This is a genomic window from Streptococcus hyointestinalis (assembly GCF_041225505.1).
Taxonomy (GTDB): domain Bacteria; phylum Bacillota; class Bacilli; order Lactobacillales; family Streptococcaceae; genus Streptococcus; species Streptococcus hyointestinalis_B.
Window position 1 is genome coordinate 21,457 of the sequence record NZ_JBCLSK010000001.1, and the last position, 17,634, is coordinate 39,090.

The 17,634-nt window shown below is 43.7% G+C and carries 22 protein-coding genes; 17 read left to right on the forward strand and 5 right to left on the reverse strand.

The window, feature by feature from the left end:
• Window positions 1-22: 22 nt before the first annotated feature.
• From fabK to AALA56_RS00165, 11 genes are all read left to right on the forward strand, one after another.
• Entirely contained in the window at window positions 23-982 is a 960-nt protein-coding gene (gene fabK / locus AALA56_RS00115; protein WP_369908209.1) for an enoyl-[acyl-carrier-protein] reductase FabK, read from the forward strand.
• Between the two features lie 60 nt (window positions 983-1,042).
• Window positions 1,043-1,963, forward strand: a complete 921-nt coding sequence (fabD, locus tag AALA56_RS00120; RefSeq protein WP_369908210.1) for an ACP S-malonyltransferase — start codon at window positions 1,043-1,045, stop codon at window positions 1,961-1,963.
• A gap of 11 nt (window positions 1,964-1,974) precedes the next feature.
• A complete protein-coding gene (gene fabG, locus AALA56_RS00125; RefSeq protein ID WP_369908211.1) occupies window positions 1,975-2,709 on the forward strand; it encodes a 3-oxoacyl-[acyl-carrier-protein] reductase in 735 nt (244 codons plus the stop codon).
• 15 nt (window positions 2,710-2,724) lie between these two features.
• Window positions 2,725-3,957 carry a beta-ketoacyl-ACP synthase II gene (gene fabF, locus AALA56_RS00130; protein WP_369908212.1) on the forward strand — a complete coding sequence of 411 codons (1,233 nt, stop codon included), beginning with the start codon at window positions 2,725-2,727 and terminating at the stop codon, window positions 3,955-3,957.
• A gap of 1 nt (window position 3,958) precedes the next feature.
• Window positions 3,959-4,426 (forward strand): acetyl-CoA carboxylase biotin carboxyl carrier protein, encoded by a 468-nt coding sequence (gene accB / locus AALA56_RS00135; RefSeq protein ID WP_369908213.1) that lies wholly within the window; start codon window positions 3,959-3,961, stop codon window positions 4,424-4,426.
• A complete protein-coding gene (fabZ, locus tag AALA56_RS00140; protein ID WP_115268327.1) occupies window positions 4,423-4,848 on the forward strand; it encodes a 3-hydroxyacyl-ACP dehydratase FabZ in 426 nt (141 codons plus the stop codon). Before accB ends, fabZ begins: the two co-directional genes overlap by 4 nt.
• A gap of 25 nt (window positions 4,849-4,873) precedes the next feature.
• Window positions 4,874-6,244: an acetyl-CoA carboxylase biotin carboxylase subunit gene (locus AALA56_RS00145; RefSeq protein WP_369908214.1), complete on the forward strand. Its 1,371-nt coding sequence runs from the start codon at window positions 4,874-4,876 to the stop codon at window positions 6,242-6,244.
• A gap of 8 nt (window positions 6,245-6,252) precedes the next feature.
• A complete protein-coding gene (gene accD / locus AALA56_RS00150; RefSeq protein WP_276763086.1) occupies window positions 6,253-7,119 on the forward strand; it encodes an acetyl-CoA carboxylase, carboxyltransferase subunit beta in 867 nt (288 codons plus the stop codon).
• Window positions 7,116-7,886, forward strand: coding sequence for an acetyl-CoA carboxylase carboxyl transferase subunit alpha (locus tag AALA56_RS00155; RefSeq protein ID WP_369908215.1), 771 nt, complete (start codon window positions 7,116-7,118; stop codon window positions 7,884-7,886). The genes accD and AALA56_RS00155 overlap by 4 nt, the downstream gene beginning before the upstream one ends.
• Window positions 7,887-7,952: 66 nt before the next feature.
• The gene (locus tag AALA56_RS00160; RefSeq protein ID WP_369908216.1) at window positions 7,953-8,582 is read left to right on the forward strand and encodes an HI_0552 family protein; all 630 of its coding nucleotides are present in this window, start codon (window positions 7,953-7,955) and stop codon (window positions 8,580-8,582) included.
• Entirely contained in the window at window positions 8,583-9,143 is a 561-nt protein-coding gene (locus tag AALA56_RS00165; protein WP_369908217.1) for a cysteine hydrolase family protein, read from the forward strand.
• Window positions 9,144-9,152: 9 nt separating this feature from the next.
• Here AALA56_RS00165 and AALA56_RS00170 read toward each other — a convergent pair whose 3' ends face one another.
• Window positions 9,153-9,350 carry a hypothetical protein gene (locus AALA56_RS00170; protein ID WP_369908218.1) on the reverse strand — a complete coding sequence of 66 codons (198 nt, stop codon included), beginning with the start codon at window positions 9,348-9,350 and terminating at the stop codon, window positions 9,153-9,155.
• 119 nt (window positions 9,351-9,469) lie between these two features.
• Here AALA56_RS00170 and AALA56_RS00175 point away from each other — a divergent pair, with 119 nt between their 5' ends.
• The gene (locus AALA56_RS00175) at window positions 9,470-9,928 is read left to right on the forward strand and encodes a GNAT family N-acetyltransferase (RefSeq protein WP_369908219.1); all 459 of its coding nucleotides are present in this window, start codon (window positions 9,470-9,472) and stop codon (window positions 9,926-9,928) included.
• A gap of 45 nt (window positions 9,929-9,973) precedes the next feature.
• Here AALA56_RS00175 and serS read toward each other — a convergent pair whose 3' ends face one another.
• Window positions 9,974-11,248, reverse strand: coding sequence for a serine--tRNA ligase (serS, locus tag AALA56_RS00180; protein ID WP_369908220.1), 1,275 nt, complete (start codon window positions 11,246-11,248; stop codon window positions 9,974-9,976).
• Between the two features lie 232 nt (window positions 11,249-11,480).
• On the reverse strand, window positions 11,481-12,293 hold the full coding sequence (locus tag AALA56_RS00185) for a Cof-type HAD-IIB family hydrolase (protein WP_369908221.1): 813 nt from the start codon (window positions 12,291-12,293) through the stop codon (window positions 11,481-11,483).
• Between the two features lie 134 nt (window positions 12,294-12,427).
• Here AALA56_RS00185 and AALA56_RS00190 point away from each other — a divergent pair, with 134 nt between their 5' ends.
• From AALA56_RS00190 to lytR, 5 genes are all read left to right on the forward strand, one after another.
• On the forward strand, window positions 12,428-13,036 hold the full coding sequence (locus AALA56_RS00190; protein WP_369908222.1) for a DUF1361 domain-containing protein: 609 nt from the start codon (window positions 12,428-12,430) through the stop codon (window positions 13,034-13,036).
• Between the two features lie 89 nt (window positions 13,037-13,125).
• The gene (locus tag AALA56_RS00195) at window positions 13,126-14,547 is read left to right on the forward strand and encodes an NCS2 family permease (protein ID WP_369908223.1); all 1,422 of its coding nucleotides are present in this window, start codon (window positions 13,126-13,128) and stop codon (window positions 14,545-14,547) included.
• A 101-nt stretch (window positions 14,548-14,648) separates the two neighbouring features.
• Window positions 14,649-15,095 carry a tRNA (adenosine(37)-N6)-threonylcarbamoyltransferase complex ATPase subunit type 1 TsaE gene (gene tsaE / locus AALA56_RS00200; RefSeq protein ID WP_369908224.1) on the forward strand — a complete coding sequence of 149 codons (447 nt, stop codon included), beginning with the start codon at window positions 14,649-14,651 and terminating at the stop codon, window positions 15,093-15,095.
• Entirely contained in the window at window positions 15,082-15,609 is a 528-nt protein-coding gene (locus AALA56_RS00205) for a GNAT family N-acetyltransferase (protein ID WP_369908225.1), read from the forward strand. Before tsaE ends, AALA56_RS00205 begins: the two co-directional genes overlap by 14 nt.
• A gap of 10 nt (window positions 15,610-15,619) precedes the next feature.
• The gene (gene lytR, locus AALA56_RS00210; RefSeq protein WP_369908226.1) at window positions 15,620-16,840 is read left to right on the forward strand and encodes a glycopolymer--peptidoglycan transferase LytR; all 1,221 of its coding nucleotides are present in this window, start codon (window positions 15,620-15,622) and stop codon (window positions 16,838-16,840) included.
• A gap of 34 nt (window positions 16,841-16,874) precedes the next feature.
• Here the strand turns inward: lytR and AALA56_RS00215 are convergent, their stop codons facing one another.
• Together AALA56_RS00215 and AALA56_RS00220 are read right to left on the reverse strand one after the other, a co-directional pair.
• Window positions 16,875-17,180: a hypothetical protein gene (locus AALA56_RS00215; RefSeq protein WP_369908227.1), complete on the reverse strand. Its 306-nt coding sequence runs from the start codon at window positions 17,178-17,180 to the stop codon at window positions 16,875-16,877.
• Complete coding sequence (locus AALA56_RS00220) at window positions 17,177-17,596, reverse strand: HIT family protein (RefSeq protein ID WP_369908228.1); 420 nt, start codon at window positions 17,594-17,596, stop codon at window positions 17,177-17,179. The genes AALA56_RS00215 and AALA56_RS00220 overlap by 4 nt, the downstream gene beginning before the upstream one ends.
• Between the last annotated feature and the right edge of the window lie 38 nt (window positions 17,597-17,634).

Genomic DNA, 17,634 nt, shown 5'->3' on the forward strand with positions numbered 1-17,634 from the left:
CCAAGATTTAGAAAGTGTAGATATGAAAAGTCGTATTACAGAATTATTAAACATTAAATATCCTATTTTTCAAGGTGGTATGGCATGGGTTGCTGATGGTGATTTGGCAGCTGCCGTATCAAAAGCAGGTGGTTTAGGTATTATCGGTGGTGGTAATGCTCCTAAAGAAGTTGTCAAGGCTAATATTGATAAGATTAAAGCCGTAACAGACAAACCTTTTGGGGTTAATATCATGTTCCTCTCACCATTTGTCGAAGATATTGTTGATCTTGTCATTGAAGAAGGGGTCAAGGTTGTCACAACTGGTGCTGGTAATCCAGGAAAATATATGGATCGTTTCCACGAAGCAGGTATCACTGTTATCCCAGTGGTTCCAAGTGTTGCTCTTGCTCGTCGTATGGAAAAAATGGGAGCTGACGCTGTTATTGCTGAGGGTATGGAAGCAGGAGGTCACATTGGTAAATTGACCACCATGACACTTGTGCGCCAAGTAGTTGATGCGGTATCTATTCCTGTTATTGCAGCTGGTGGTATTGCTGACGGACGAGGTGCTGCAGCAGGCTTTATGTTGGGAGCTGAAGCTATCCAAGTCGGTACTCGCTTTGTTGTCGCTAAAGAGTCTAATGCTCACCCTAACTTTAAGGCAAAAATCTTAAAAGCAAAAGACATCGATACGGTAGTGTCTGCACAAGTTGTCGGACACCCTGTACGTGCCCTTAAAAATAAATTGGCAACAGCCTATGCTAAGGCTGAAAAAGATTTCTTAGCTGGTAAAATCACCCAAGAAGAAATCGAAGAACTCGGCGCTGGTGCACTCCGTAATGCCGTTGTTGATGGTGATGTCGACTATGGTTCTGTGATGGCAGGTCAAATTGCAGGTTTTGTTAGCAAAGAAGAAACCTGTGAAGAGATTTTAAAAGATCTCTACTATGGCGCCCGTGATGTTATCCTAGAAGAAGCTAAACGCTGGGAAGAAGATTAACACTTCTTTTGAGCTCAACAAAAAACACTCTCTAACTGATCTTAGAGAATGGAGGACAAAATGACGAAAACCGCATTCTTATTTGCAGGTCAAGGTGCCCAAAGTCTTGGAATGGCGCGTGATCTCTACGAGACCTACCCGATTGTACAAGAAACTTTTAATCAAGCAAGTCAGGTTTTAGGCTATGATGTGCGCAAGTTGATTGACGAAGATGAGGAAAAACTCAATCAAACCCGCTACACCCAACCTGCTATTTTAACAACTTCTGTTGCGATTCATCGCTTGCTTCTTGAAAAAGGAATTACCGCAGATATGGTTGCTGGTCTTTCCTTGGGCGAGTACTCAGCTCTAGTAGCTTCTGGAGCACTTGATTTTGAAAGTGCTTTGGCACTTGTCGTAAAGCGTGGTGAATACATGGAGTCAGCTGCTCCGTGTGGTAGTGGTAAGATGGTCGCTGTCCTCAATACACCAGTGGATACGATTGAGGAGGCATGTAAGAAAGCCTCTAGAGAGGGTATCGTCTCTCTAGCCAACTACAATACACCGACACAAATCGTTATCGGTGGAGAGGCTGCAGCAGTTGATGCGGCTGTGGATTACCTCAAAGAAGCAGGCGCTAAGCGCCTTGTCCCACTAAAGGTATCTGGTCCCTTTCACACGGCTTTGTTAAAGCCTGCCAGTGACAAGTTAGCTAAAGAGCTTGAGGCAGTTACTTTTGAGGACTTTAAGTTGCCACTCATCGGCAATACAAAAGCATGTGTCATGGAAAAAAGTGAGATTAAGACTCTACTAGCTCGTCAAGTCATGGAGCCGGTGCGTTTTTATGAGTCGATTGACACGATGGTTTCACTCGGTATGACAGATGTGATTGAGATTGGTCCAGGTAAGGTGTTGGCTGGTTTCTTGAAAAAAATTGATAAGACAATTCCAAGTGTTTCTGTCTACGACAAGGCTAGCTTGGAAGAACTACTTGCGAGATAGGAGGCAATAATTTGGAACTTCATGGAAAAACGGTTTTTGTAACAGGTTCAACACGTGGTATCGGCTTAGCGATCGCTCATAAATTTGCGCAACTAGGTGCCAATGTTGTCCTCAATGGACGTCGTGCGGTGCCTGAGAGCCTACTTGAGACATTTTCACACTACAATGGCGAGGTTTTAGCTGTTAGTGGCGATGTGTCTGACGAGGCTGATAGCAAACGTATGGTAGCTGAAGCAACTAAGATTTTAGGCAACATTGATGTCCTAGTCAATAATGCAGGTATCACAAACGACAAGCTCATGCTCAAAATGACACAAGAAGACTTTGAAAAAGTCTTGAAAGTCAACTTGACAGGTGCCTTTAACATGACACAGGCAGTTCTAAAGCCTATGAGCAAGGCACGTTCTGGTGCTATCATCAACATCTCAAGTGTTGTTGGCTTGGTTGGAAATGTTGGACAAGCCAATTATGCAGCTTCAAAAGCAGGTTTGATTGGTTTTAGCAAGTCAGTAGCACGTGAGGTTGCTGGTCGTGGTGTTCGTGTCAATGTAGTAGCGCCAGGATTTATCGAGTCTGATATGACAGATGCTATTCCTGATAAGCTACAGGATGCCATGCTAGCGCAAATCCCAATGAAGCGTATCGGAAAACCTGAAGAGGTTGCTGAAGTGGTCGCATTTTTAGCAAAACAAGAATATCTAACAGGTCAAGTGCTTGCCATTGATGGTGGCATGACCATGCAATAAGAAGAGGATAGGTTAATGACTGAAAATAGAGTAGTTGTAACAGGTTATGGTGTCACATCACCAATCGGAAATACTCCAGAAGAATTTTGGAACAGTTTAAAAACAGGAAAAATTGGAATTGGTCCGATCACAAAGTTTGACACAACAGACTTTAGTGTTTACAATGCCGGTGAAATCCAAGATTTCCCATTTGATAAATACTTTGTACGCAAAGACAAAAATAGAATGGACATGTACTCTCTTTATGCGATTTATGCAGCGCTAGAAGCTGTAGAAATGGCACAATTAGAGACAGACAATCTTGACCACGACCGTGTCGGTGTTATCGTATCAAGCGGTATTGGTGGTCTACAAGAGCTAGAAGATCAGATTACACGCTTAAATGCCCGTGGTCCAAAGCGTGTACAGCCGATGTTTATCCCTAAAGCCTTGTCTAATATGGCTGCTGGAAATATCGCTATGCGCTTAAATGCTCAAGGGGTATGTAAGTCTATCACAACAGCCTGTGCGTCTGCCAATGACGCTATCGGCGAAGCCTTTCGTGAAATCAAATTTGGGCTTCAAGACGTGGTTATCTGTGGTGGTTCTGAAAGTTCTATAACAAAAATCGGTATCGCAGGTTTCCAAAACCTGACAGCTCTTTCTCAAACAGAAGACCCAGCACGTTCTTCTATCCCATTTGACAAGGACAGAAACGGTTTTGTCATGGGTGAGGGAGCAGGTATCCTTATTTTAGAGAGCCTAGAGCACGCTCAAAAACGTGGCGCTACTATTCTAGCAGAGGTTGTTGGTTATGGAAATACCTGTGACGCTTATCATATGACAACACCAACACCAGACGGCTCAGGTGCTGCAAAAGCCATGAAACTGGCGATGAATGAAGCTGGTATTAACGCTAGTCAAGTTGGCTATGTCAATGCCCACGGAACATCTACACAAGCCAACGAACACAGCGAAAGCCAAGCTATCGTCGCTGTTCTTGGAAAAGATGTGCCAGTATCTTCTACAAAATCCTTTACAGGACACCTTCTAGGGGCTGCAGGTGGTGTTGAAGCTATCGCTACTATCGAAGCTATTCGTCACCAGTATGTACCAATGACAGCTGGTACCAAAGAATTATCAGAAGATATCGAGGCAAATGTCATCTATGGTCAAGGTGTGGACGCTCCAATTGAGTATGCTTTGTCAAACACTTTTGGCTTTGGTGGACACAATGCCGTGACAGCTTTCAAACGTTGGGAGGATTAGTGTGAATATCTCAGAAATCAAAGAATTGATGGCGCAGTTTGACAGCTCTAGCTTACGTGAGTTTTCTTATCGCAATGCTAGTGATGAATTGCACTTCAGCAAAAATACTTTAGCTCCCGCTGAAAAAGCGGTTGAGCCTATCTTAGAAGTTCCGCTAACACCTATTGAAGCACAGCCTGCTAGTGTTAATTCTGCACCAGTAGAGGTGGAAGTAAGCACTGAAGTTGTTGCAGAGGGCGACCTTGTAGAGAGTCCTTTGGTTGGTGTGGCTTACTTAGCACCAGCACCTGACAAACCAAACTTTGTCTCTGTTGGCGATAGCGTTAAAAAAGGACAAACGCTTCTTATCATCGAAGCGATGAAAGTCATGAACGAAGTGCCGGCACCTAAAGACGGTGTGGTCACTGAAGTTCTGGTTGAAAATGAAGAAGTTGTAGAATTTGGTAAAGGATTGGTACGTATTAAATGATTGATATTACAAAAATTCGTGAAGCACTTCCTCATCGTTATCCCATGCTTTTGGTTGATAGAGTCCTAGAAGTATCTGAGGACGAAATCACAGCTATTAAAAATGTGACCATCAACGAACCTTTCTTTAATGGTCATTTTCCAGAATACCCTGTTATGCCAGGTGTTCTCATTATGGAGGCTCTTGCGCAGACAGCAGGTGTCCTGGAATTGTCAAAAGAAGAAAACCAAGGAAAACTCGTCTTTTACGCTGGTATGGACAAGGTTCGCTTCAAAAAACAAGTTGTTCCTGGCGATCAGCTTGTCATGACGGCAAAATTTGTCAAACGCCGTGGCACAATCGCTGTAGTCGAGGCTAAGGCAGAGGTAGACGGACAATTAGCCGCTAGTGGAACTTTGACCTTTGCGCTTGGTAAAAACTAGAGAGTAACTAGAAGGGAAGAATGGGATGTTCAAAAAACTATTGATTGCAAATCGTGGGGAAATTGCGGTGCGGATTATCCGTGCAGCACGTGAACTGGGAATTGCAACGGTTGCGGTTTATTCAGAAGCTGATAAAGAGGCGCTTCATACCATTCTAGCAGATGAAGCTATTTGCATTGGCCCTAGTAAATCAAGCGACTCTTATCTCAATATGAATACTGTGCTTTCTGCAGCCATTGTCACAGGAGCGCAAGCTATTCACCCAGGCTTTGGTTTTTTGAGTGAAAACTCAAAATTTGCCACCATGTGCGAGGAAATGCACATTAAATTCATCGGACCATCTGGACTTGTCATGGACAAGATGGGCGACAAGATCAATGCACGTGCTGAGATGATAAAGGCTAATGTTCCTGTCATTCCAGGCTCAAAAGGCGAGGTCACAACGACTCAAGAAGCGCTTGAAGTGGCAGACGCTATTGGCTATCCAGTCATGCTTAAAGCCTCAGCAGGTGGCGGTGGTAAAGGTATCCGCAAGGTTGAGCGTCAAGAAGACTTGGTGGCAGCTTTTGAGTCTGCCTCACAGGAAGCTCTTGCAGCCTTTGGTAATGGTGCTATGTACATTGAAAAGGTCATCTACCCTGCACGCCACATTGAGGTTCAGATTTTAGGGGATCACTTTGGCAATATCGTCCACCTAGGTGAGCGTGACTGCTCATTGCAGCGTAACAACCAAAAGGTCTTGGAAGAAAGCCCGTCTATTGCGATTGGGGCGACTCTTCGTCAAAAGATTGGTGAGGCTGCTGTTCGAGCTGCCAAAGCTGTTTCCTATGAAAATGCAGGAACGATTGAGTTTCTCCTTGATGAAAAAACAGGTGAGTTCTACTTTATGGAGATGAATACACGTGTCCAAGTAGAGCACCCTGTGACGGAGTTTGTTACAGGCGTTGATATCGTTAAAGAGCAAATTCGTATCGCAGCTGGACAGCCATTGTCTGTGTCACAAGAGGATATTTGCCTAAAAGGGCACGCTATTGAGTGCCGTATCAATGCTGAAAATCCTAAGTTTAACTTTGCACCAAGTCCAGGTAAGATTACTGAACTTTACTTGCCATCTGGTGGTGTTGGTTTGCGTGTGGACTCTGCTGTTTACCAAGGCTACACCATCCCACCTTACTACGACAGTATGATTGCTAAAATCATCGTTCATGGCAGCAACCGTTTTGATGCGCTTATGAAGATGCAACGTGCCCTGTATGAGCTTGAGATTAATGGTGTCATGACAAATAGTGATTTCCAGATGGACTTGATCTCTGATGCTCGCGTTATTGCTGGTGACTACGACACTGCCTTTTTGATGGAAACCTTTTTACCCGAGTACGAACAAACTGAGGACTAGGAGGACTTATGGCACTTTTTAGTAAAAAAGATAAATATATCCGTATCAATCCCAACCGTTCTGTGCGCCGTCAAGAAGAGCTAGAGTTACCAGAAGTTCCTGATGAGCTCTTTGCTAAGTGTCCAGCATGTCGGCACATGATTTACCAAAAGGACCTAGGGCTTGCCAAGATCTGTCCACAGTGTCATTATAATTTTCGCATTAGTGCCAAAGAGCGTCTTTTGCTGACGGTGGATGAGGGCAGTTTTGAAGAGCTGTTCACTGGTATTGCTAGTAAAAATCCACTGCAATTTCCAGGTTATGAGGAAAAACTCGAAAAAGCAAAAGAGACAACTGGTCTTGATGAAGCAGTGCTTACTGGTTTAGCAACTATTTGCGACCAAAAAGTAGCACTTGCTATCATGGATGCGCACTTTATCATGGCAAGTATGGGAACGGTTGTCGGTGAGAAAATCACTCGCCTCTTTGAGCTAGCGACAAAAGAAAAGCTCCCTGTTGTTATTTTTACTGCTTCTGGTGGTGCTAGGATGCAAGAAGGTATCATGAGTCTGATGCAGATGGCAAAGATTTCTGCGGCTGTTAAGCGTCACTCGAACGCTGGGCTCTTTTATCTGACTGTTCTAACAGACCCAACGACTGGTGGGGTGACAGCTAGTTTTGCTATGGAAGGAGATATTATCCTTGCTGAGCCGCAAGCTCTTATTGGTTTTGCGGGGCGTCGTGTTATTGAGACAACGGTGCGTGAGGATTTACCAGACCGTTTCCAAAAGGCGGAGTTCCTCTTGGATCATGGCTTTGTGGATAAGATTGTGGAGCGTACAGACTTACGTCAGACCATCGCTCAGCTATTAGCATTGCACGGAGGTGAGTTATGAGTGATGTATCCCGCATTTTAAAAGAAGCTCGTGACCAAAATCGTCTGACAACTCTAGATTATGCCGAGAAAGTGTTTGACGATTTTATCGAGCTACATGGTGATAGACACTATGGTGATGATGGTGCTGTTGTCGGCGGTATCGCACGCCTAGATGGTCGTCCCGTCACTGTCATTGGTATCCAAAAAGGGAAGAATCTGCAAGACAACCTCAAGCGTAACTTCGGACAGCCTAATCCAGAAGGTTACCGTAAGGCATGCCGCTTGATGAAGCAGGCGGAGAAATTTGCTCGTCCAGTTATTACCTTTATCAATACCGCTGGTGCTTATCCTGGTGTTGGTGCTGAGGAGCGTGGACAGGGTGAGGCGATTGCTCGCAATCTCCTTGAGATGAGTGACCTCAAGGTGCCTATCATTGCCGTTATCATCGGTGAGGGTGGCTCTGGAGGGGCGCTTGCCTTGGCGCTAGCAGATAAGGTATGGATGCTTGAAAATACCATGTATGCTATTTTGAGTCCTGAAGGTTTTGCTTCTATCTTGTGGAAAGATGGCAGCAGAGCACCTGAGGCGGCAGAATTGATGAAGATAACAGCGGGTGAGTTACTGCAGATGGGTGTGATTGACCGTATTATCCCAGAGCACGGCTATTTCTCCAGTGAAATTGTCGATATGCTAAAAGCAGCACTCATTGAAGAGATAGACTCGCTTAGCCAGTTGCCTTTAGAAAAATTGCTAGAAGAGCGTTATCAACGTTTTCGTAAATACTAAAAAGATTGCTCGTCAAAGACTGAGTCGTCTTTTTAGTCGTTCTAAGAGATTGTAAGGAGATTCAAAATGTACCAAGCACTAAACCACTACCTCTCCTATCAAGGGATGAAGTACATCAAGCCTGAAAAAGCAGGTGTGCTAGAGCAGGAAATGTTGACCTTTAAAGTGGCAGGTCAGGAAGCGAGAAAGGCTTTTACCGCTATTTCAAAGGCGCTAGAAGAAAATGTTGCTCCTTTTCAGATGGAGCGTGTCAGCAATTGGGCGAGTCAAGCACAGCTTGGACGTCCGCATTTTTGGTGCTATTTCAAGCGCCCAGAAGACAGAGAGGATGAGGTGGCATTAGCCATTAGACTCTATGGCAAGACGGATGATTTTGGGATTAGCTGCGAGGTGAGTTTCATTGAGCGTAAAAAGTCAGAAACGACCTTAACTAGGCAGGAGCGTGTCTTGGATGTGCCCATTGCTACTCCTCTTTATTATCAAGTGCAAAAAGATGGGGAGAGCTATCCTGTTTCAGGAAGTGAGGACAATCGCCAAATGCTAAAAGAGCAGGTGCGAGATAAGTTGGTTCGAAAAGTGCTGGTCAAGTATGATGTGCCCTTTTCTAAGGAGCAGACGTTAGAGGACTTGACGGACAAGTTAGCAGATGGTTTTCAAAAGGTTCTGCCTTATTATTGGGCGACAAAGGAGACGTAGATGGACACAGCGTTGGTTATGATTGATTTTCAGCAAGCTTTTGACAATGGCACTTGGGGTGAGCGCAACAACCTTTTCGCTGAAGAAAATGCTAAGTGTTTACTGGCATTTTTTAGGGAGCAGGAGTTGCCGATTGTGCATATTCAGTACGTGAGTTCTAGACCAGAGTCGCAGTTTTATGAGGAGAAAGCTGGCTCTGCTTTCAAGGCTGGTTTTGAACCTCTAGCAGGTGAGGTCCTTTTTCAAAAGGCGGTCAACAGTGCTTTTATCGGGACGGCGATAGAAACTTATCTGCGCAAGGAAAAGCTAGAAACGCTGGTGATTTGTGGATTGACCTTGCCACACTGTGTATCAACGACCACTCGTATGGCGGCTAATCTTGGCTTTTCAGCCTATCTCATCAGCGATGCGACAGCTAGCTTTGCCCTTCCTGATATGGCTAATTCCCTTCTCTCAGCGGAGCTTATCCACAGGGTCAATCTCGCTAGTCTCAAGGACGAGTTTGCTACTATCTTGTCAATAGATGAGATGCTAGGGCATTTGAAAAAATCCCAGACTTAGTCTGGGAAGCTAGGAGTTGTAGCCAAACATGAGGATAAAAAGGACGGGGTAAAGAAGTGCACCAAGCCCGATACAGATAAGGATGAAGGTGACGAGTTGCCAAAAGGGTGATAAACGCTTAGCGACAAAACGCATGACAGCGATACCCAAAAAGAGGAAAAAGCCAAAAATGACTAGAGCAAATAACTTGATGACAATAAATAGCATAGAATACTCCTCCTTTTCACTATCAGACTAGCAGATTAGTTAGAAGAAAACAAGTCTATTTTTGAAAGCGTTTTTATGGTATAATGAAAGATAGAGATAAAGTCATTGTGGAGGTTGTGATGTTAGTATTAGAAGATGTTTCAGAAGCAAAAAAATTGTTAGACTTGCAGCACAGTGCCTTTGCTGCACTCTATGAGACCTACCATGACCGGTACAATCCAGCTATAGAAAGCTTGGAGGATTTTCGTTTACGCTTTTCTAGACCTAATTGTCATTACTATAAAATCGTTGAGGAGAAGAGGACTGTCGGTCTCATTCGGACGACTGTGGCTGAAAATGCCGATGAAGGCTGGCTTGGTCTGATTGGACTAGCTCCTAGTGTCAGAAAAAAGGGCTATGCCAGCAAGGCTATGTTAGACTTGGAGAGGCTTTATCCTTCTGTCAAGCGCTGGGTTTTATACACAGTTTTACAAGCAAAAGAGCTGGTCGCTTTTTATGAAAAGTTAGGCTACAAGCCTATCAAGGTCGAACCAGAGCAGGCAGGCATGGATATGGTTTACATGGAAAAGTGGCTATAGTATAAGAAAAAGACGATTTCTTTTGGAATCGTCTTTTAGGGTTTATTAGGGCTTAATCACATCAACACCACCCATGTATGGGCGAAGTACTTCTGGGATAGTGACAGACCCGTCTTCGTTTTGGTAATTTTCAAGGATGGCAGCGACAGTACGTCCAACAGCGAGACCAGAACCGTTTAGGGTGTGGAGTAATTTCACCTTGCCGTCAGCCTCGTCACGATAGCGGATTTGCGCACGGCGAGCTTGGAAGTCCTCGGTGTTAGAGCATGATGAGATTTCACGGTAGGTGTTTTGCGCTGGAATCCACACTTCAAGATCATAAGTCTTAGCAGCTGAGAAGCCCATGTCTCCAGTACACAAGGTAATCACACGGTAAGGAAGCTCTAGTTTTTGAAGGATGTTTTCAGCGTTAGCTACCATTTTTTCCAACTCATCGTAGGACTCTTCTGGCTTAGCGAATTTGACCATTTCAACCTTGTGGAATTGGTGCAAGCGGATAAGCCCACGTGTGTCACGTCCAGCAGAACCTGCTTCTGAGCGGAAAGAAGGGCTCATAGCTGTGAAGTAAATTGGCAAGTCTTGACCGTCAATGATTTCGCCACGGTAGTAGTTAGTGAGTGGCACTTCGGCAGTTGGGATGAGTACATAGTCGCTATCTGCTAACTCGAAAGTATCTTCTTTAAATTTAGGATATTGCCCTGTACCAAACATAGAGTCATGGTTGACCATGTAAGGTGGAATCACTTCGGTATAGCCTTCTTTAGCGTGCTCGTCTAACATAAAGTTGTAAAGTGCACGCTCAAGTCTAGCACCTAAGCCCTTGTAGAAAAGAAAACGTGAACCAGTGACCTTAGCACCACGCTCCCAGTCAAGAATACCAAGGTCTTCACCCAAGTCCCAGTGTGCTTTGACATCAAAATCAAAGCTTCGAGGTGTGCCCCAACGGCGCACTTCAACGTTTTCGTCCTCATCAGCACCGACTGGCACATCTTTTGCTGGGATATTTGGAAGAGTTGTGATGATAGAGTGAACTGCCTCATCAAGCTCTGCCAGTTCTTTGTCAATGCCTTTGATAGTCGCAGACAATTCTTGCATGGCTGCGATTTGTTGGCCAGCGTCCTCTTTGTTACGTTTTGCTTGTGCAATGGCAGCTGAGGCTGTGTTGCGTTTTGCTTTTGCCTCTTCGGATGTCACGAGCAAGTCACGGCGTTTTTGGTCAAGCGCTTTGAGTTCTTCAAGCGTCTCTTTGCTGACACCACGTGTAGCGAGCTGGTCTGAGACTGCTTCAAAGTCTGTTCGGATACGTTTCAAATCTAACATCAGTTTCCTCCAAAAAAGCACCCAAGTAAAGCTGCTGGAGCGCTTTATGCGCGGTTCCATCCAGCTTCACCTGAGTGCACTTGATTTATTGATTACGATAAAGATAGTCACGGTAGATTTCACGCTGACTCTTATCTGCTCACACCACACGCAGACTCTCTAAAAAGGGTGATAGCGTTACTTATCCGTTGTTGTCATTATATCGTATTTTTCAAAAAGTGTAAACCATAAGCTATAAGAAAAGTTTTTCAAGCTCTTTTGCGACACCGTCTTCTTCGTTAGTGTAGTCTGTCTGCTTATCAGCGTATGGCAGAAGTGTTTCGCTAGCATTTTTCATAGCGTAGCCTGTCTTTGCAAAGGCAAGCATTTCAGTATCGTTGTGCTCATCTCCAAAGGCGATAAGCTGGTCTTTGGTCATATTGAGAGCAGACAGGAGATAGTTTAGTGCAAAGGCTTTGTTGACACCTTTTGGTGAAAATTCTAAGATATTGAGCGGACCACCCCATGAGTCGACTTCGACATTGTAGTCAAAGTGCTTGCGCAGCTCTTTAGCCAGCTGATACTTGTCTTTATGTCGTGTCTGCATGAGAAGGGCATTGGGGTCTCTTGTGATTTTATCCACATCCATGCGCATGTTTTCTGTGATTTTATGGACACCAAAAAGAGCGGGATTGATACTGTTTGGGTAGTTAAGGGTAATGTAAAAGTTTTTGCGGTACTCACTAGCGATAAAGTCAGCTTGGATGGTCTCGCTCATCTGGAGTGTGCCAAGGAGATATTTCTTATCCAAGGTGACGTTTTGCTCTTTACTCCATTTTTTCTCTGGCAGATGAGTAAGAGAGCCGTTAAAGCTAATCATGGGCGTGTCTAACTGCAGACGTTTGTAGTGCTCAAGCGCCATGCGATAAGGACGCCCTGTTGCAATGACGACTTTATGCCCTTGCTTGCTAATGCGGTTAATCACATCCACCGTGTAATCTGAAATAGTATTGTCAGAGCGTAGCAAAGTACCGTCTAAATCTAGTGCAATCATTTTTTTAGTCATGTTAAGATTATAGCACAAAAGCTTATCTTTGACTGTAAAAATCCATTTCGGTCCGATTTTTAGACAGTCTTTTTTGGGTCTTAGTCGCTTTTTTTGATATAATAAAAAACACTCACCAAAAGAAGGAGGGACTCATGAAGAAAAAAATCATCCTCATTCACTTGTTTTTTGCTGTGATTTCATTAGGGATTAAGTATTATCAGGCCAGTGGTCCAGATTTGGTTTGGAATATGTTTTTAGCGCTGGTGGCTTTTGATTTTGCAGCCTTGGTTTATTTTGTGAAACAGCCGATTGTCAAGCTTTTTCTCGCACTTTTTTGGTTCTTTTTCTATCCCAATACCTTTTACATGCTAACAGACATCGTGCACATGAACTTTACAAGCACAGTCTTGTGGGAAAAGACTAGCTTGATTTTGTATATGCTCTTTGTCTCCAGTATCCTTTTTGGCGTTTTATCAGGTATTGAGAGTGTCAAGGTCATGTTCAAATCCTTTAAGGTGACCTCTTATCCTTTGCGTCTAGCTTTGATTTGCGCCTTATCTGTGATTTCTAGTTTTGCCATTCATATTGGACGCTACGCAAGGCTCAACAGCTGGGATATTCTCACCCGACCAAAAGTCGTTATTGATGAGTTAGCTAGCGTGTGGTCGACAGGAACGGCTGCTTATTTTGTGCTAGGCTTTACTTTTTTACAAATCTTGACACTTGTCTTTCTAGAAGATGAAACCTTAAATAAAGCTTGAAATAGAAACATTTATTTGATAATATAGAAGTATCGTTCGGTATTTATAAGAGACGATGCTATTATCAAAAGGAGTATCCGTATATTATCATGGATAAGTTTTTTAAATTAACAGAGCATGGTACTGATGTCAAAACAGAAGTGACTGCTGGTTTGACAACTTTCTTTGCAATGAGCTACATTCTCTTTGTCAATCCTGCCATGCTATCTCAAACTGGTATGCCAGCACAAGGTGTCTTTTTAGCGACTATCATTGGAGCAATCGCAGGGACCTTGATGATGGCTTTTTATGCCAACATGCCTTATGCGCAAGCGCCTGGGATGGGGCTTAACGCTTTCTTCACCTACACGGTTTGTGGGTCGCTAGGCTATACTTGGCAAGAAGCGCTTGCTATGGTGTTCTTGTGTGGTGTCATTTCGGTCATCATCACCGTTACCAAGGTGCGCAAGATGATTATTGAGTGCATTCCTGTTTTTATGAAATCAGCTATTTCAGCTGGTATCGGTATCTTTTTAGCCTATGTTGGGATTAAAAATGCTGGTTTCTTGCAGTTTGCTATTGACCCAGGCAAGTACACGGTTCTTGGAAAAGGTGCAGACGCTGCTAAAGCTTCTATCACAGCAAATGCTTCTGCAACACCGTCTCTAGTTGCTTTCACAGAGCCATCTGTAATTGTTGCTATTATTGGTCTTGTGATTACAGCTTTCTTTGTTATCAAGAACATCAAGGGTGGGGTTATCATCTCTATTGCCCTAACAACTGTTGTTGCGATTTTAGCAGGTGTGGTTAATCTCTCAGACATTAACTTCGCCTCAACCAATATTACGGCTGCTTTCAAGGACTTTAAATCTATCTTTGGTGTTGCACTTGGTCATGAGGGGCTAGGGTCGCTCTTTTCAGACGTATCTCGTATCCCAAGTGTCTTGATGGCAATTCTTGCCTTTTCTTTGACAGATATCTTTGATACGATTGGGACACTTATCGGAACAGGGCAAAAGGTTGGTATTGTAGCACAAACAGGGGAAAACAATGAGTCTAAAGGACTTGACCGTGCCCTCTTTTCAGACCTTGTCGGCACAACCGTTGGGGCTATTGCGGGTACGTCAAACGTGACGACTTACGTTGAGTCTGCAGCAGGGATTGGTGCTGGTGGACGTACAGGTTTGACGGCTCTTGTTGTGGCTATTCTCTTTGCTATCTCAAGTTTCTTTAGTCCACTACTTGCTATTGTGCCAAATGCAGCGACAGCTCCTGTTCTTATCATCGTTGGGGTTATGATGTTGTCTAATCTGAAAAACATCGAGTGGGATGATTTGAGCGTTGCGATTCCTGCATTCTTTACCTCTATCTTTATGGGATTTGCTTACAGTATCACACACGGTATTGCTGTTGGATTCCTCTTTTACACCTTGGCAAAAATCTTTAAAGGTGAAGCAAGAGAAGTGCATGGACTTATCTGGGTTCTTGATATTCTCTTTATCCTAAACTTTGTCAGTCTTGCTTTATTATAATGAGGTCAGAAATAGCGCTTACTTAGGTAGGTGCTATTTCTTTTTGACTTTTCTCTCAATTTTAATTTGGAAGTCTCTTTAAATTTTGGTATAATGGTGTCATGTTGTATAGTCATAATGAAACAGAGCTTGAGGCTTACGGTGAGCAGTTCGCTAGAAGCTTACAAGCTGGTGATATTATCGTTTTGACAGGTGATTTGGGAGCTGGAAAGACCACGCTAACAAAAGGCATAGCTAGAGGGCTAGGTGTTAGCCAGATGGTGAAAAGCCCGACTTATACCATTGTTCGTGAGTATGAGGGCAGACTTCCGCTCTATCACTTGGATGTTTACCGTATCGGTGACGATCCAGACTCGATTGACCTTGATACCTTTTTGTATGGAGAGGGTGTCACTGTTATCGAGTGGGGTGAGCTGTTAGATGATGCGCTTTTAGGCGATTATTTAGAAATTATCCTTGAGCGCAAAGACGATGGACGCACGCTTAGATTTAAAGCGCACGGCGAGCGTTCTCAGGCGATTATAGACGATATCCATGAAAGAAGCTAAAGAAGTTATTGTAAAAGTGGCTGAACCGAGTGATGCTGGTGCACTTGTTAAATTGCTAGAGTGCGTGCGACTTGAGTCTGACTTTATCACAGAAGATAGTCAAGAACATCTGACTAAAAGTGAGATGGAAGCATTTATCAGCTCAAGTCAGCTTTACGACAACTGCTTGTGTTTACTGGTGATGTTAGAGGATGAAGCGATAGCAGTGCTCAATGTCGCAGGAAAGCAGGATTATAGTGTCAGCCATATCGGAGATATTTTTCTAGCGGTGAAAAAGTCCTACTGGGGCTGCGGTCTGGGGCAACTTCTTTTAGCAGAAGCGATTGACTGGGCAGAGCACAGCGGTGTGATAAGGCGCTTAGAGTTGACCGTGCAAAAGCGTAATCAAGCGGCGCTTCACATCTACCAAAAGCATGGCTTTTTGCTAGAAGGTATCAAAAAACGAGGGGCAAGAGCCCAGACAGGTGATTTTTTAGACGTCTGTATGATGAGTAAAATGATCGAAGGTAACTAAAGAAACGAAGATGAGTATCGGAAAGAAGATTTTAATAATGCTTGTCACGATTTTTGTGACAACGGTGATTGCTATTGGGGCTTATGCCACCTCTGCTTACTTTTTCTCAGCCAATGAGTTTTCAAAAACCTTTAAAAACTACAAAAATATCAAGTCTGACAATACGACCATTAAGGAAAATAAACCTATTTCCATTCTCCTTATGGGGGTGGATACAGGGACTTATAACCGTACAGACACTTGGTCGGGAAATAGTGATACCATGATTGTTGTCACCATCAATCCTAAAACCAAAAAGACGACTATGACCAGTCTTGAGCGTGATATTTATGTCAATCTGACAGGACCAGAAGACAATGACATGGACGGTGTTGCCGCAAAACTCAACGCTGCCTACGCTTCTGGTGATGCTGAGATGGCACTGATGACGGTCAATAAGCTTCTCAACATGAATATTGACTACTACATGCAGATGAACATGCAGGGACTCGTTGACTTGGTCAATGCCGTTGGTGGTATCACTGTAACCAATAACTTTGATTTCCCAATCTCTATTGCCGAAAATGAGCCCGATTACACGGCGACAGTAGAGCCTGGAACTCATAAAATCAATGGTGATCAAGCACTTGTCTACGCTCGTATGCGCTACGACGACCCAGAGGGTGACTATGGACGTCAGAAACGTCAGCGTGAGGTTATCCAAAAAGTGATGAAGAAGATTTTGTCACTTGATAGTGTAGCTTCTTATCGTAAGATTTTGTCAGCGGTCAGCAAGAACATGCAAACCAATATCGAGATTAACTCTAGCACCATTCCAAGTCTCTTAGGCTATTCGGATGCCCTCTCAAATATCAAGTCTTACCAGCTAAAAGGTGACGGTCAAGAGATCAACGGTGTGTCTTATCAGATTGTAAGTAATGACCACCTGCTCAAGATTCAAAACACTATCAAAAAAGCGCTTGGTAAGAAAACATCTAAGACGCTGACTACAACGGCTATCACTTATGAAGATTACTATGGTCTGTCATCATCAGGTGATAGCACGGATTATAACCAGTCCTATGGTTCTTATTACGGTTATGACACTGGTGGTAGCACCTCGACTTATAATAACTACAGCAGTCAAAACACATACGGTACCTATTCAGATGCAGGAACGGCAAGTAGTGCCTACTCTGGTCAGACCTATGATACCGGCACACAAAACTCTTACTACAATTATGGGCAGTAAAAAAACTCTGAGGATTTCCTCAGAGTTTTTCTTATTATTGAGTGAGTTCTTTGATGTGCTCAAGTCTTATATTGATTTCTGTTAATCTTGGTGCGGTTTCTTGCTGAAAGAGACGCCATTTTTCTTTGCTCTCTTGGCTCAGCTCTTTGATGAGCTCTGTTTGATCTTGGATGATTTGGATGTTCTTTTGGATATTATCCATAGAAGCGGCTGCTGTTGTTATCTCATCTTTACCAAATTGGAGCAGTGCTCGGATACGGTAGCGGTTTTTGTAAGTCAGATAAGTCGCAAGACCAGCCGTTGCGACGAGTCCTAAGGTGATGGCTTGACGTTTTTTCATACAATCATCTCCTTTTGGATGGTTTCAGCAAGCTTAGCTAGTGCTTCAAAGTCAGGCTCATGCTCTGTGTAGGAAATAGCGAGTCCGTCATCGTCACCATAGCGTGGAACAAGATGGATATGAGCGTGAAAGACTGTTTGTCCAGCGATTTCTTCGTTATTAGCGATGATGTTCATGCCAGCAGCGCCAGTTGCTTTTTTGAGGGCACGTGCAATCTTAGGGACACGTGAAAAGACAGTTCTTGCAGCATTTTCGTCCATCTCAAGGACATTTCGCACATGCTGCTTTGGAATGACCAGTGTGTGTCCTTTTGTGGCTTGAGAAATATCTAAAAAGGCTAAAATCTTATCGTCTTCATACACTTTAGAAGAAGGAATGTCTCCAGAGACAATACGACAAAAAATACAATTATCCATAAAAGTACCCTTTCTATCCGTCTTTTTGTTATAATACT

Excerpts from the sequence above, each read along its gene's own strand:
- fabK (WP_369908209.1), top strand. The coding sequence starts at position 23 with ATGAAAAGTCGTATTACAGAATTATTAAACATTAAATATCCTATTTTT.
- fabD (WP_369908210.1), top strand. The coding sequence starts at position 1,043 with ATGACGAAAACCGCATTCTTATTTGCAGGTCAAGGTGCCCAAAGTCTT.
- fabF (WP_369908212.1), top strand. The coding sequence starts at position 2,725 with ATGACTGAAAATAGAGTAGTTGTAACAGGTTATGGTGTCACATCACCA.
- fabZ (WP_115268327.1), top strand. The coding sequence starts at position 4,423 with ATGATTGATATTACAAAAATTCGTGAAGCACTTCCTCATCGTTATCCC.
- AALA56_RS00145 (WP_369908214.1), top strand. The coding sequence starts at position 4,874 with ATGTTCAAAAAACTATTGATTGCAAATCGTGGGGAAATTGCGGTGCGG.
- accD (WP_276763086.1), top strand. The coding sequence starts at position 6,253 with ATGGCACTTTTTAGTAAAAAAGATAAATATATCCGTATCAATCCCAAC.
- AALA56_RS00155 (WP_369908215.1), top strand. The coding sequence starts at position 7,116 with ATGAGTGATGTATCCCGCATTTTAAAAGAAGCTCGTGACCAAAATCGT.
- AALA56_RS00160 (WP_369908216.1), top strand. The coding sequence starts at position 7,953 with ATGTACCAAGCACTAAACCACTACCTCTCCTATCAAGGGATGAAGTAC.
- AALA56_RS00165 (WP_369908217.1), top strand. The coding sequence starts at position 8,583 with ATGGACACAGCGTTGGTTATGATTGATTTTCAGCAAGCTTTTGACAAT.
- AALA56_RS00170 (WP_369908218.1), bottom strand. The coding sequence starts at position 9,350 with ATGCTATTTATTGTCATCAAGTTATTTGCTCTAGTCATTTTTGGCTTT.
- AALA56_RS00175 (WP_369908219.1), top strand. The coding sequence starts at position 9,470 with ATGTTAGTATTAGAAGATGTTTCAGAAGCAAAAAAATTGTTAGACTTG.
- serS (WP_369908220.1), bottom strand. The coding sequence starts at position 11,248 with ATGTTAGATTTGAAACGTATCCGAACAGACTTTGAAGCAGTCTCAGAC.
- AALA56_RS00185 (WP_369908221.1), bottom strand. The coding sequence starts at position 12,293 with ATGACTAAAAAAATGATTGCACTAGATTTAGACGGTACTTTGCTACGC.
- AALA56_RS00190 (WP_369908222.1), top strand. The coding sequence starts at position 12,428 with ATGAAGAAAAAAATCATCCTCATTCACTTGTTTTTTGCTGTGATTTCA.
- AALA56_RS00195 (WP_369908223.1), top strand. The coding sequence starts at position 13,126 with ATGGATAAGTTTTTTAAATTAACAGAGCATGGTACTGATGTCAAAACA.
- tsaE (WP_369908224.1), top strand. The coding sequence starts at position 14,649 with ATGTTGTATAGTCATAATGAAACAGAGCTTGAGGCTTACGGTGAGCAG.
- AALA56_RS00205 (WP_369908225.1), top strand. The coding sequence starts at position 15,082 with ATGAAAGAAGCTAAAGAAGTTATTGTAAAAGTGGCTGAACCGAGTGAT.
- lytR (WP_369908226.1), top strand. The coding sequence starts at position 15,620 with ATGAGTATCGGAAAGAAGATTTTAATAATGCTTGTCACGATTTTTGTG.
- AALA56_RS00215 (WP_369908227.1), bottom strand. The coding sequence starts at position 17,180 with ATGAAAAAACGTCAAGCCATCACCTTAGGACTCGTCGCAACGGCTGGT.
- AALA56_RS00220 (WP_369908228.1), bottom strand. The coding sequence starts at position 17,596 with ATGGATAATTGTATTTTTTGTCGTATTGTCTCTGGAGACATTCCTTCT.